We start from the raw sequence: 14121 nt of genomic DNA on the forward strand, positions 1-14121 counted from the left end.
ATACTGAAGAGTTATGTTTATCCGCTAATATTTAACCTTAAACATCCTGATAAGCTTCTCTGAATCGTCCTCATATACAAGGTCAACCTCATCAGAATACTTATCCATATTTATTAATTCATTATACATTTCCCATTCAGATACAGATGAGCGCTCGTCAATCACAATAAAGTCAACATGATATCTCTTTGCAAAATTTACCACATCAGAGGAATTGGCATACGGCAACATAGTATATCTCGCATCACTGTAAAAGCTGACCCATGGAGTACGATGCATGACATTAAGTTTTTCATATTCTGACGAAACTCTGTTCTTTAAAAATAAACCGGCCTTCATATGCTCAACCGGAAATTCTTTCTCGCCAAAAATATCGGTTCTGAATGCATTGAAGAAACAAAGTGTCAAAATGCAAAGCATAATGATTATGCATTTAATATTCTTCTCAAGACACAGGACGACTCTATTATCCCTGATGCAATAATAAGCTGCTGCTGCAGATATAGCCGCAGTGGAGCGGACGAAACCCAATGATGCAATTAAAACCAGAAATAGAGCAGTTGGAAACATGAGTTTTTCAAGGATGAAAAAAGAAGGATAAACCGCAAAAAATACAAATGAAAATACAAGCAGAACCATCTTGTTCCTGTCTTTAAATAAATCTTTGCTGAAGAAAGCAAAAAGCAGAGGCATTAAAACAGACATTAAAAACCGCAACACCGTTTTTAATGCTATCTTTGAATTGCTTATATAACCTCTAACAAATTCAGCCGGCTTCTTTGCTATGACGCTGATGATAGACGCTTTACTGGTGACATCAAAGGCCTGCAAGTGTGTTTTTCTATCATTCAGCGAATAAGCTGCCTTATCATATTCGACCTCCTCTGATTTAACTCCCGCATCTAGGATTACAGGAAGATAAACAGCCTTACCGGACAGCGCAAACTTGCCAGTGGAATTCTTTATATAAAATAAGTACGGGGATGAAATCAGGAAGAAAAATACAATTGCGACGGCAACTCCCAGCAATCTTTTTTTATTCTTAAACGGATTGCTCCCAACCAATGACAGAAAAGGCAATAACAACAAGTAAATACCCTCAGGCCTTGTTAAATACAAAAATGCTGTCAGAATTCCAAGCAGCATGTAACTGTAAAATTTATTCTTTCTGATTGAAGTCATATACAGGTAGATGCAAAGGAATAATAGAAAGAAGAACAATGCCTCTGTAGCAACCCTGACAGATACTTCAAGCATCGAGGGGTGAAACGCATAAATAAAAGAGGCGAACAAGCCTGATTCTTCATTATGCAACTCCTTCCCGATCAGGTAAAATAAAAATATGGTTATTCCGCTGAAAAACAAGGATACGAATTTTGCTGAAAAGAAAAGATCATTAAAGAGGAGATCTGTCATGCCGATCAATATCGGATACATCGGCTGGAAGAAGACACCCCAGTTATAATTTTCACCAAAGGCATATCTGCCGTTTTCTATCAGGTTTTTTCCGAGACGCATATACGATACGCCGTCAATACCGACATATACTTCGTTATTGAAAATAAATATCCTGACAGCCAAACCAATTAGCAGAATAGCGGATAAGATTATACGCTCTTTTTTCATCTTTAAAGGATATTCCTTACACCTGTTTTCTTACGGCCTGTATCAAGGCATCGCATGTTGTCAGATCCTCATCAGGCATGTTCTGAAATCCTGATGCGAGCATTTCTCTCCCGATTCCGGAATTATTTAAGGTTTTCACGCTGCTGACTATATCAAAGCCGAATTTATCGAGGTATCTTACATGGGCAGAGTATGGCTGTCTGTTTATCAGATATGGCCTTCCGCCTCTTATTAATTTCCATGTCAGGTCTGAATATGCCCAGTGTCCATTCCATTCCCGCGCAAATCCGCAGCAACTGAAGTCAATAACATGGGACATATATCCGCCCGGCTTGACCCATCTGGCCAAGGCTTCATAGGTATGCTCAAGATCATCAATATGCCCTAGAGCAGACTGCGAAAAAATCATATCAACTGATTTTTCCTTAAGAATATCAGCATTATACCAAGGAACATAGTAAGCGATTTGTATATTATTGCCACTGTCACTTCCCATATTTGTTATGGCATTCCTTATGGCTACAAGCCGCTTTTTTTCAAGTGAAGCCTTGATCCTTTCAGCTGTTAAGATATTATGCGGGAATTCATATGAGGTCATAAGAGGCTTAAGCATTGGGAACTCAACTTCATCGGGAATCCTCTCCCTTTTATTAAATAGTTCAACAAGCTCATTGAATACTTTTACATTCCTCTCATTATCGGCATGTTTCACCACATCAAAAGCATAATATTTATCCGCTCCAGATAAAAGGGCTGCCAGTCCTATTCCGAGGGAATCCCCTGGGCCAAGTTCGGCAACGGTATGCAAGTCAATAGAAAGGCCGTTCTTGTATGCCATGACAAGGTGTCTTAGCCATACAGAATAACAGTATCTTGCCAACATCGCACCACCCCCGGTCCCTTTGGAGACTGGTTTATACATGCCGGGGATATGGGTAGCAACACCCTTGATTATGTGACTGATAACAAACATCATACTGTCATTTCCATCTGGATGTGTAGTGTGAATATTTCATTTCTTTTTAAGGATGAAGACGACAACCCTTGTAAGTAATTCCTGCCTTGTATATCCTTTGCTCAATAAAACGGCCTCAAGGGCTGGAGTTAATAATTTTTCTCCTTCATAAATAAACTTCTCTTCAATAACTTCTACATACTTATTGAATATTTCCCTGAATTCATTGAGTCGTAATTTATTCAAATATGCATTTACCGGATATTGATTTTCCAAAAGATGATCCCATAGAGGTACTTTTTTTGAAGGGGACTTATCCGGCTCGCTCCACTCCATATGGTGACTGCCGGACACGCTGGGAAACAGGTGTATTCCTATCCATGCTGTTCCTGAATGCTTGAGCACGCGGCTTATCTCCCTGACAACTCCATCAACATTATCCATATGCTGGAATACCCAGGCTGAATATATAAAATCAAAATGATTATCGGGAAAGGAAAGATCAGTTGCATTCATAATGCGGATATCTAACTCATTCAGTGGAATATTTTTCCCGTATCCTGAAAACAGTTCTGAAAAAAAACGCTTGTCAAATAAAAGATGCCTTGCCAGTGATTTAACAGCCCGTTCCATGCCATTTTTCCTTAATATACGAATGAACTTTGCAAGATCAATTTCATATGTTGGTATTTCCAGATCTATTCCAGTAACATCCGCTCCATCAGCTTTAAAAAGAATCGTCTGTACAGCAGTTTGGCCGCATCCTATATCAAGTATTTTAGCTTGGCTGATTTCAATACCGGTGTGTTTCCTGTATATGTCCAGTAAATCGTTGTGAAATTTTATTTCTGATGCAGCATCTCCAAGAAGCCCAGCCCTGTAAGCGCGATAAATATCTAGAAATGACAGCATGCGGTGAAAAAACGGTATTCGCTGCCCGCTCATAACATTCTTCATATATCGTTTCCCTCCCGGCTTCCGGCGCTTCAGTTGATAGTGAAAACTAAACCTATATAACAATAGCCGCTTCCCTTTAAAGTAACGCACAACAGATGCGGCAGATTATCACTTAAACATTACACATTATTTTTTTTGCATAAAAAGACAACAATCCTTGTGATTAAGTCTTCTCTCGTATAATCTTTATGTTGCAACATCTTTTCTAATTCTGCCGTTAATAGTGATTCTCCTTCATAAGTTCTTTTTTCGTTTAATAACTTCATGTGCCTGGAGAAAAATTCTCTGTAGTCACCCAAACGATATCTATTCAGATATGTATTTACAGGATATTTGTTATCTAACAGATGATCCCATGGCGACACTTTGTCTGAGAGAGATTTATCAGGTTCAGCCCAATCAAGATGATGCCCCCCTGATAAACTCGGGAAAAGATGTATCCCGATCCAGGCGATTCCAGATGGCTTTAAAACTCGGTTAATCTCCCTTATCGCACCTGGGACATCTTCAATATGTTCAAAGGTCCAGGCAGAATAAATAAAATCAAAATGATTATCAGGAAAAGAAAGATCCGTTGCATTCATAATGCGAATATCTAACTCATTCAGCGGAATACTTTTCCCGTATCCGGAAAATAGTTCTGAAAAAAATCGCCTGTCAAATAAAAGATGCCTTGCCAGTGACTTAACAGCACGTTCTATACCATTAGCTCTTATAACACGCATAAAGGTCTTTATCCCCATCTTATATGTTGGAACCTCCATATCTATGCCTGTAACATCAGCACCATCAGCTTTAAAAAGAATCGTTTGTACAGCAGTCTGCCCACACCCTAAATCAAGTATTCTTGCTTTATTGATATCAATATTAACGTTAGCCCTGAAAATTTCCAGAAGCTGCTTATGAAAACTTATTTCCCCTTTTGCATCTCCAAAAAGACCTGTACGATAAGCATGAAAAATATACAACATTGATGATATTCGATCGAGAAAAGATATTTTTTGCCCACTCATTACAGTTTTCACAGAATAATTTTCTCCTTGTATGGATATATTAATTCCAGATTTATGACCTATGAAGCATAACTAACAGCCTTCTTGCTTGCAAGTTGATAAATTTCCATAAGGTCAGCATAGTATTTTTCAGCACCCAGTTTTTCCTCCACTAATTTCTTTGCCATCTTTCCCCAATCTGCAGCTTTGTCAGGATTATCAATTACATATTCAATCTTTTCACTTAAGTCCTGAGCGTTGCCAGCCTCAAAAGTCAAACCCGTCTCATAGTCCCTTACAAGTTCCGGAATCCCCCCCATTCTTGCCCCTATGACAGGGACACTCATTGCAAAAGATTCTATTACCGAAATAGGGTTGTTATCATGACATTCTGACGGCAATACAACTGCTGCACTATTCTGTATCTCACAGCACAGATCTTCATACTTTAAAAATCCAAGAAACCTGACATTGCCGATATTCTCTTCCTTAACTTTAGCTTTCAATATTTCAGTGAATGGACCCTCTCCGCTCAATTTAATCTCAATAGTTTTATTTTTCTTATAAAGAATCCCGGCGGCATCAAGCAAAGTCCATAATCCCTTTTCCGGGACATGTCTGCCGATATAAAGCACCGCCTTTGATTTCTCAATTTTGCCAGCAGCAAAATTGAACGCACTGAGTTTTTTTGTATCAATAAAATTCGGCAAATAAAAAAAGTTCTTCTTAAACCCCATTTCCTCCAGTTTGCTTTTTGCAAATTTGCTGGTACATATAAAGATGTCTACATTTTTGTAAATATCAAGAACTTTGTGATGGAGATACATTTCCACTGCTGTCAAAAGACTTTTTGCAAAAGAGTTTTTGACACATTTGTTCTTGACCGCCTTATAATATTTGCCTCCACTGCATTCTTCACATACTGTCCCATATATAGGGTGCCGCCTTAAAAGCGTATATGACCCGCAAACCATCTTATAATCATGCAAAGACATAACAACTGGAATTTTCTTCTTTTTTAAAACATGCAGTATTGAAGGCGAAAAAACATGGTAGATATTATGGAGATGGGCCACATCAACAGGATATTCCTCGATTAATCTTGTTAACCTTTTCTTTGCTTCAAGAGAATAAATAACCCGCCCGGCAATTTTAAGCTGGTCAATGATGCTGTGTCTCGCACTAAAATCCACATATGGCATAAAATATTTATCCATTTCACAGGGTATGTTTTCAGGGTGCTGCGTTGAAAAGAAGACGGAATGATGTCCATGTTCTTCCAATAATTTTGCTGTGTTGAAATAGACAGACTCAGACCCGCCTCTGAAGTAATGGAAGTTGTTAATGTGAAGAATATTCATGCTTTCCCTGGCAAAATAAAATCGCTACTCTCACCTCTAATAATTTTCCTAACTCCCCTTGTGTAGCCAATAAGGCCATCGAGATTGAATCTGACAACTGCAAGGTAAAATCCGAAGACCGCGTATCCTAAGTGAAGCCACATGTAGCAGATAAAATTATAAATATTTTTATGTAACTTCATCTTATAAAAATAATGTTTCGCCAATATCACATTCTCTATCAACTTTTTATCATCAGCTCTTCCAGCATTAGAGCACACATGCTCCAGCCTTGCTTTCGGGGTCATCGCAAGCCTGTATTTTCTCGACACCCTGAATGAAAAGTCAAAATCTTCAGACAACCCGTATCCAATGAAATTTTCATCAAATAAAAATTCCTGAAAAACCTCTTTCTTATAACTCATTACACAACCCGGCAATGTGGACACTTCTAAATATTCCATATCATTATATCGGGGATTTGAATAGATAAACATCCGTTTGTCGGTAAAATTGCCGCGCATAAAATATTTATACAAGATAGTGCCGATAAAACCCTGATGAAGATTCGTTATTGTACCGCCTACTCCGTAAAGAGAGGGATCTTTTCTGTATGTCTCCAGTATATGAAAAATAAAATCCTCTTCCAAAAGCACATCATCATCCAGAAAAAGCAGGATATCGCTTTTATTCCTTTTCAATGCTACATTTCTTGCCTGGGCCAATCCGGTTATTTCAGTGGCATGAATATATTTAAGACTGATTCCGCTTTTCGTTGATTCATCCAAGTTATTGAATAGAGATAATACTGCATTATTAACATCTGGTGAAATGTTCTGGTCAACTATTATTATTTCAGATGGTAAATAAGCCTGTATTAAGATACTCTTTAGGGTGTTTAACAGGTCTTCACATCTGTTTTTTGTTGGAATAGCCACAGAGATTGTCATCATTTTTTATAGGGAGCTCTTTATTTCTTTTATTACCTTCAATGATTCGGCGGATGTCGAGTAGGGCTTATCTTCCTCTGGGTCAATGTTTAAATTATAACACAGGGTTTTATTGCCATTCTCAATAATTTTTTCCCCATTATTGAAAACATAAGCTGTAAGGGTGGTATCTTCCAAGCCTATGTCTGACATAGAAAACGACGGGCTTCGCTCTTTGCAGCTTTGAATATCATGAGTAACATCCGGCAGTTGAGATATCACCCATTGACGTTTATCGGAAGAATTCAAATCAAAAGAACTCTCCGGACATGGCTGCCAGTGATTTAATTTGTTCAGAAATGTAGTGTAAAGATCCTGGAGCATTACCAAGCTGTTTATATGCTTATCATGATTTTCTGCCTTTCCGCTCCACTTTATATATAGGGGAATCCGCGTCAGTGGCTCATAAACTGAAAAATGATGCTGAACATGGCCTTTCTCACCGAAATGCTCGCCGTGATCGCTCGTGATAATTAATGTGCAGTCATCATACAGACTGCTCCTTTTCAGAAAATCAATAAAATCGGCAATGACCAGATCAAGATACAGTATCTCTTCCTCATACTTCAGTTTAATGTACTCAATCAGTTCACTGCTGAACGGCCCTGTTGCATAATGATCTAACGGTATCCTTTCATTGTAATAGCGCTCATGTGCTGTATTGCGCTTAACAAAGGTATTCCGTGTTACACGGGGCGGATTATAACGGTTGTGAGCCTGCATGAGATTTATAAAACAGAAAACCTGCTGGCTGCTGTTTTCAGATAAAAACCGCTTCGTGGATTTCATCGCCTTATTCGTTGATAAAGTGGCATCTATCAGGATATCCCGGTATCTTTTGTGAATCCTCTCCCTCATCCCCTTTATAACATCCATTCTATTGTCGCCTGCCGCAATTGATTGCAGCAGTCTCATTATCTTTTCAAGCCTGTCTTTTCCCTCCACCTTCAAAGATATCTCATCGCCGCCGGGATCCGGAAGCCATAACTGCAGGAATGTGTCAAACCCCTTGCCAAATCCAAACTGTTTTGCAATCAGGGCGTTTGCGATGCAGGCAAAGGTCCTGTAACCCGAATCCTGAAATAATTCCGCCAATGTTTTGAATATAGGATCCAGATTAAAAGAGGTCTTCGTTTCCATGACCTGTGACGGATACAGTCCGGTAAACAGAGATAAATGCGAGGGGGTAGTCCAGGGAGCCGGGGCATATGCCCTGTTGTAAACAATAAAATCATTATCAATAACCCGTGCCAGATTCGGCAGGGTATTTCGTGAGTTGCCGTAATGCGGCAGGCTCTTCGCCCTCAGTGTATCACAAAGGATGATTATGACTTTTTCTTTGCTCATGATTAATTGCCCTTAAGTTTACTGAAAATATCTTTTATTTTATATACCATCATGGACAGATTCTTCACGATGAATACTTTTCTCTTTGCATCTATGAGAGTCATATCTCCAACTGCTGAGATAGTATGCAGGCCGTCAGGATACGGAGTATTCTTAAAAGGTTCTACCGCAACCGCTGTTTCTTCTCTGAATTCTGAAGCCGTAAGGCGCAGTATCCGGTTAAAACAGATCTGCCCACCGTATGTATGGGAGCAATCCTGAACAGGACGGTACAGATATCCGTTGTAAAAAAAAGGGGTACCTGCAGGCCGTGACGAACGGATATCCATCTTTACCGGATTGTTGGCATGAGGCTGCCATGGGCCGAAGAGATCATCTGCATGCCAGATCTTAAGTTTATAATTGAAACCGTCATTCTGGTCTGTGGCAAAAAGCCACCAGAGTCCGTCATATTGAAATACCGTGCTGTCCAGACCTGAGAAGTTACGAATAAGAGTAGCTGCCTTCTTCCAACGGAATGGAAATTCTTCAAAGGCATAGAGAGCTACCTCTCCGGCTGCCCCCGTTTCAGGGATGCAGTAAATTCCACCCTTATACTCAATCAGGTAAGGGTATGACATATGAAAAGGTTCATTAATTACAGTATTGGCAGAAGAAAAATCCAGGCCGTTAAAGCTTGCTGATGAAATATGTCCCTTTGTCGAACGGTAATCAAGCTCTTCAAAAAGTATATGGATCTGTCCGGCATATTTTATACCAAAGGGGTCGGCAACGAAATTTCTGTCAGAAGACACAGGAAGCCATTTGATCTCAGGTGTAAAGTCAGGAGTTAAAAAATCATGGATAGGACTGTCTACTATCCCAATATTCCATTGATCGCAAAAAAGATACCTGAACATTTTTTTAAAAAAGTTGCCTGCTATCCTAATGAAAAATAATCCCATCTGAAGGTTGCCCGGATTATTTTGAACAGAAGCGAATGTGCCTGAAGGAGGCGCATCAAAGTAACCTGCGGTGCCATTTTGAATATCAATGCATACCTGAGCAGGCCATCCTGATGTCTGAAACAGCACCTCATCAAGATTGTTGACATATGACGTTGTCAACGTCCTGAAAAACCCTTTCCTAAGGATTATCCCGGCATCAAACCTGCCGGTGAGGCGCTGCAGTACCGCACCTGTCACATTATCACCGTGATAAATCTCCCAAAAAGCAGGTGGGCATCCCCGATACTTCTCCTCATCACCATGGTGAAAAGACCATATCCCATACCGCGGCGCCTCCAGTATCTCCCCGCATACAAAATCAAATCCAAAGCGCAGGATGAAATCCAGATCGTATTGCCGTATTTCCGAGATATCGGAGCTTTTGAAAGACTGAGGCTGTTTTCCGTTGCTGAGTGTCATGCAGCGGATTGAAGGGACTTGCGAGAGAGCAGAAGACATGTCCACGCACCGATAGGCGCGTGACCTGAACATCACCAGAAACCGCCAATAAAGACTCCATAATATCTTAAACTTCCTGAGATTCCCATATGCCTTTGACGTATTATCGTCAATAATAAGAAGGGCAATCTCCACATTCGGCAAAGACAGAAGCTTTTGAAGGCAGTCGGCTTCCCATGCTGTAAAAGAGGTACCTCTACACATGACAGCAAAACGTATGGAACGTATTTTCCTGTCAGAAATGTCTAACCCATTTTTAGCAATCCCGCTGTTCATTTAATGAAATTTCCACCGTCGATCACTTTCTGAAAAAGCTCTGCATACTGCTTGCAAATAATATCCCATGAATACTGTTCCGCCTTTTTTCTCGCATTGCTTCCCATCATGCTCCGCAGTTCTTTGTTTCCCATCAGATAATTAATTGCATTTACAATGGCATCGACAGAGCCTGTTTCTATGATGAAACCGTCCTTCGCGTGCTCCATATATTCAAGAAAACCAGTGTTCGTAGCAATAACTGCTTTCCCGCTTGCCATAGCTTCCAGCCCTACCAGAGGCGCATATTCAACCAGCGAAGGGAATATACAAATAGTCGCCTGCTTTACCATATCCTCAGGTTTTTCCACATAACCAAGATTTTTTACATTGTCTCCCTGTATGAGCCCTTCCATAGGGCCTTTCCCTGTAAACCAGAATTCATACATCGGAAGTTGTTTCGCAGCCTCCAGCAAATATCGAATCCCTTTAAGTTCCACATATCTGCCCATAAATAAGATTATATTGGATCTCTCATTGCTGTTATCCACAGAAAAACGCTCCAGATCTACCGCTATCGGAATATATTGAGTCCTGACACCAAAATCACGCTTTATCACTTCCCCGAATTTCCGGCTTACCGTAGTTATTGCTGAAGCCTTATTAAATGCAGCTCTTGTTTTATATTTATCCCATTGGACTGAAAGAAGGTTCCTTTTCTCAACATAGAATCTCATACCCATATCTGTCAATACTTTCTTCCCGGGATAGTTCCGAAGGATATATCCCCACGGCATGACCAAGTGAATGCTTATCAAATCGAAATTGTACCTGGAAAATATTTCATCTATATACTTTTTGCCTAACGTAGAATAATATAACGCCAGGGGGCGATGATGAGGCACATAATGGATCATCATGCCATGCTTGTTCTCGTCAAGACGCCTCTCTCCTGTAGTCAGCACATGCACCTCAAATCTGCTGAGCAATCCCGTAGCCACCTTCCATGCCACAAGTTCCGCTCCTCCGACATGAACCGGTTCCATAGCGCTGACAGAAGCCGGAATGGATGTCGAGACTATCAGAATCCTTTTCATCTTCTATCCACTCCCAAGATACTCTCTCTTCCATAAACTGAACACTAACAGATTAAATAACCGCGCACTATGATCAATGCCGTGTTCCTGCTCATCCAATAACTGTTTGATAGTTGAATGGTTGAAATATTCACTTTTGTCACCCATTAGAACTTCCCTGACATGTGACTTCAGAGGGCCGCTGAACCAATCAGATATTGGGACTGAAAAGCCCCATTTTCTTTTTATGTCAAGTTCTTCAGGCAGGAGCTTTTTCGCCAGTTTCTTAAGAATATACTTTGTTGTTAACTGTTTCACCTTCAGGTTCCCGGGGATATTCCCGAATGAAAATTCCGCTATCCTGTAATCCAGAAGCGGCGCTCTCGTTTCAAGTGAGACCATCATGCCGGCCCTGTCAACCTTTACCATGACATCATCAGGAAGATATGTCTTTAGATCAGCATAAGTCATACTTGTAATAAAATCTTTATTCCTCAGTCCCAGGAAGCTTCGCCTTGATAATTCAGGAGCAGTGAATGCACTTTCTAAACTTCTTGTGATATCTTTGTTTAAAAGATTTCTCCTGCCAGGTTCATCGAAAAAAGCCCGGGTATAGCGCTCAACAAAAACATCATGCAAGTCGAGTTTCAAGAGCAGCATCTGCTTTTTTATCCTGCCTGCCGTATCATCAGGAATATGTTTTGCCGCTCCAGCCAGCCCTTCCCTCAGAAAGGAGGGCACCAGCATTCTTGCGTAATAATCAAAAAGGCCTGCAAGATATACCGTATAGCCGCCAAAGATCTCGTCGCCTCCGTCGCCTGATAAAGCTACGGCAACATGCTCTCTTGTGACCTTAGAAACATAGTATGCGGGTATCATTGAAGAATCAGCAAATGGCTCGTCAAACTGGCGGACTAAATCCGGAAGGACAGAGAAGGCATCGGGCTTCACAATAAGCTCATGATGTTCTGTGCCGAAATGATCAGCAACTATCCTTGCGTAAGGAAGTTCATTGTGTGCATTATTCTCAAAACCTATGGAAAAGGTTTTTACAGGCCGGCTCGAAATCTTACTCATCAACGCCACAACAAGGCTCGAGTCCACCCCTCCGCTCAAAAAAGCCCCAAGCGGCACATCGCTTATCATCCTTATACGCACAGCATCTGTAAGAAGTGTTTCCAGTGTTTCCAGAAGTTCCTCTTCAGAGGGGATCTTCTCTGCAAGCCGCGGCACATCCCAGTAACTCCATATCTTATGCTCCCCATTGTCTAAATTGTAGATCATTGCATGGGCAGGGAGGAGTTTCCTGATGGCTTGAAAAATACTCATCTCACCAGGAACATAACCAAAGGTCAAATAGGAATTAAGCGCCTGGAGGTCGAATTCTCTGGAGATGTCTTTAATCCTTAGAAGCGCTTTGATCTCTGATGAAAAGGCGAAACCGCCGGATCGTTTATCCAGAGTGTAATATAATGGTTTCTTCCCGATCCGGTCCCTTGCCAAAAACAAGATCTTCCTGTTGTCATCGTAAATACCAAAGGCAAACATCCCGTTGAATTTACTTATACAGTCAGTCCCCCATTCTTTGTAAGCGTTGATAATAACCTCGGTGTCAGAGCGGCTTTTGAAAGCGTAACCCTTTTTAGTCAGTTGCTCATGGATTTCCTGGAAGTTGTATATCTCACCATTAAAGGTAATCCATATTTTACCTTCGCGGTCTGACATAGGCTGCCTGCCGGCATCAGACAGGTCTATAATAGAAAGCCTTCTGTGTGCCAGGCCAACTGTTTTATCCCGGCTCATCCAAAGCCCTGCGTCATCAGGGCCGCGATGAATCATGGTATCGCGCATCCCTATCAGCATTTCCGGATCCAGTCCTCTTCTATCTGCTATTCCCGCTATTCCGCACATTTAGATATAAACAACCTCTCATAATTTTTAATTGCAGTGCTGACATCAAAGCTCAGAACTGTTTTCTCTGCCTCACTTATCATCGATTCAGCCAGGTCACGATGATCAAGAACCGTGATGATCGCATCCGCAAGCTTTTTCTCATCTTCAACTGGAACCAAGAGCCCGTTCACTGTGTCAGTTATAATCTCCTCAGGCCCTGAAGGGCAGCGTGTCGATACAACCGGCACGCTGCATGCCATGGATTCAAGCAATGCATTTGGGAATCCTTCAACCCTTGAAGAAAGCACAAAGACCGCAGACCGCCGGACAAACTTAAATGGGTTGCTCTGAAAGCCCAAAAAAGCCACATCATCACTGATCTCCAGTTCTGATGCCATCTGCTTAAGTATGTTTAGATTTTTATCTTCCCCTTTCCCTATTATGACAAGCCTGCATCGGATCTTTTCCCTGACATGCCGGAAGGCACTCAACAAAATATCATGGCCTTTCCTCTGATATCTATCAACTGAACCGATATTGATAATAATTGGTATGTCTTCCCCGAACCATGGGTGCTCAGTCACCGCCTGATTTGAAAGCTCCTTTATTTTATCTATTGGAAGTGGATTATAGATCACGTCTACTTTATCTTCAGACAAGTTAAAATTCTCAACAAGATCCTTTTTCATCCCCTCTGAATTAACAATAATCCTGTCAGCCATCGGATAAAGGGCCTTTATAAGAAACTTCAAACCATACTGTTCCCCTTCAAGCGCGATAGAGGGATATGTCCTGACACTTGCCATTATAGTCAGGTTTTCTTTAAGACTTTTTTTTGTTAATAACCCTGCGCATATTGCGATAAGATTAACAGCGCTCAGCATACTGAATAAAACATCAGGTTTTTCTAATGCTATTATTTTTCTTACTCTCATTATTCTCTTAATTGCATAAACTATTTTTTTATAAATACTATCTACCCCGGGAAGATACAAACTGTAGATTTTTACGTCTATGGGGATATCGTATGCACGGTGACAATCTTCGTAAACAATACAGACCGGCTGGATTTTATCCCTGTCGAGATATTGAAGGATAATGGACAATACCCTTTCAGCTCCGCCTGAAGTAAATCCTGGGATTAAAAAAACTACCTTTACTTTCTTCTTCAAAATATGCCTATTGACTTCTCAGGCACGCCAATGTCCTGATCAGATATTTTATTCTTGCTTTCACGAATATCATT

General features: G+C 40.8%; 11 protein-coding genes. All 11 read right to left on the minus strand.

Features of this window, described 5'->3' with window-relative positions; translation table 11 throughout:
* Positions 1-24: 24 nt before the first annotated feature.
* Positions 25-1626: a glycosyltransferase family 39 protein gene (locus Q7U10_01615; protein MDO8281317.1), complete on the minus strand. Its 1602-nt coding sequence runs from the start codon at positions 1624-1626 to the stop codon at positions 25-27.
* 16 nt (positions 1627-1642) lie between these two features.
* Positions 1643-2602 (minus strand): methyltransferase domain-containing protein, encoded by a 960-nt coding sequence (locus Q7U10_01620; protein MDO8281318.1) that lies wholly within the window; start codon positions 2600-2602, stop codon positions 1643-1645.
* A 36-nt stretch (positions 2603-2638) separates the two neighbouring features.
* Positions 2639-3538, minus strand: a complete 900-nt coding sequence (locus Q7U10_01625; GenBank protein ID MDO8281319.1) for a class I SAM-dependent methyltransferase — start codon at positions 3536-3538, stop codon at positions 2639-2641.
* A gap of 119 nt (positions 3539-3657) precedes the next feature.
* Entirely contained in the window at positions 3658-4563 is a 906-nt protein-coding gene (locus tag Q7U10_01630) for a class I SAM-dependent methyltransferase (GenBank protein ID MDO8281320.1), read from the minus strand.
* A gap of 47 nt (positions 4564-4610) precedes the next feature.
* On the minus strand, positions 4611-5891 hold the full coding sequence (locus Q7U10_01635) for a glycosyltransferase family 4 protein (protein ID MDO8281321.1): 1281 nt from the start codon (positions 5889-5891) through the stop codon (positions 4611-4613).
* The gene (locus Q7U10_01640) at positions 5888-6823 is read right to left on the minus strand and encodes a glycosyltransferase (GenBank protein MDO8281322.1); all 936 of its coding nucleotides are present in this window, start codon (positions 6821-6823) and stop codon (positions 5888-5890) included. Before Q7U10_01640 ends, Q7U10_01635 begins: the two co-directional genes overlap by 4 nt.
* A gap of 3 nt (positions 6824-6826) precedes the next feature.
* On the minus strand, positions 6827-8206 hold the full coding sequence (locus tag Q7U10_01645) for a sulfatase (GenBank protein ID MDO8281323.1): 1380 nt from the start codon (positions 8204-8206) through the stop codon (positions 6827-6829).
* Between the two features lie 2 nt (positions 8207-8208).
* The gene (locus Q7U10_01650; protein MDO8281324.1) at positions 8209-9927 is read right to left on the minus strand and encodes a hypothetical protein; all 1719 of its coding nucleotides are present in this window, start codon (positions 9925-9927) and stop codon (positions 8209-8211) included.
* Positions 9924-11003, minus strand: coding sequence for a glycosyltransferase family 4 protein (locus Q7U10_01655; protein MDO8281325.1), 1080 nt, complete (start codon positions 11001-11003; stop codon positions 9924-9926). The genes Q7U10_01650 and Q7U10_01655 overlap by 4 nt, the downstream gene beginning before the upstream one ends.
* A 3-nt stretch (positions 11004-11006) precedes the next feature.
* Positions 11007-12893 carry an asparagine synthase (glutamine-hydrolyzing) gene (asnB, locus tag Q7U10_01660; protein ID MDO8281326.1) on the minus strand — a complete coding sequence of 629 codons (1887 nt, stop codon included), beginning with the start codon at positions 12891-12893 and terminating at the stop codon, positions 11007-11009.
* A complete protein-coding gene (locus Q7U10_01665; protein ID MDO8281327.1) occupies positions 12881-14047 on the minus strand; it encodes a glycosyltransferase in 1167 nt (388 codons plus the stop codon). The genes asnB and Q7U10_01665 overlap by 13 nt, the downstream gene beginning before the upstream one ends.
* Positions 14048-14121 lie beyond the last annotated feature (74 nt).

This window comes from Thermodesulfovibrionia bacterium, assembly GCA_030646035.1.
Lineage (GTDB): Bacteria > Nitrospirota > Thermodesulfovibrionia > UBA6902 > UBA6902 > JACQZG01.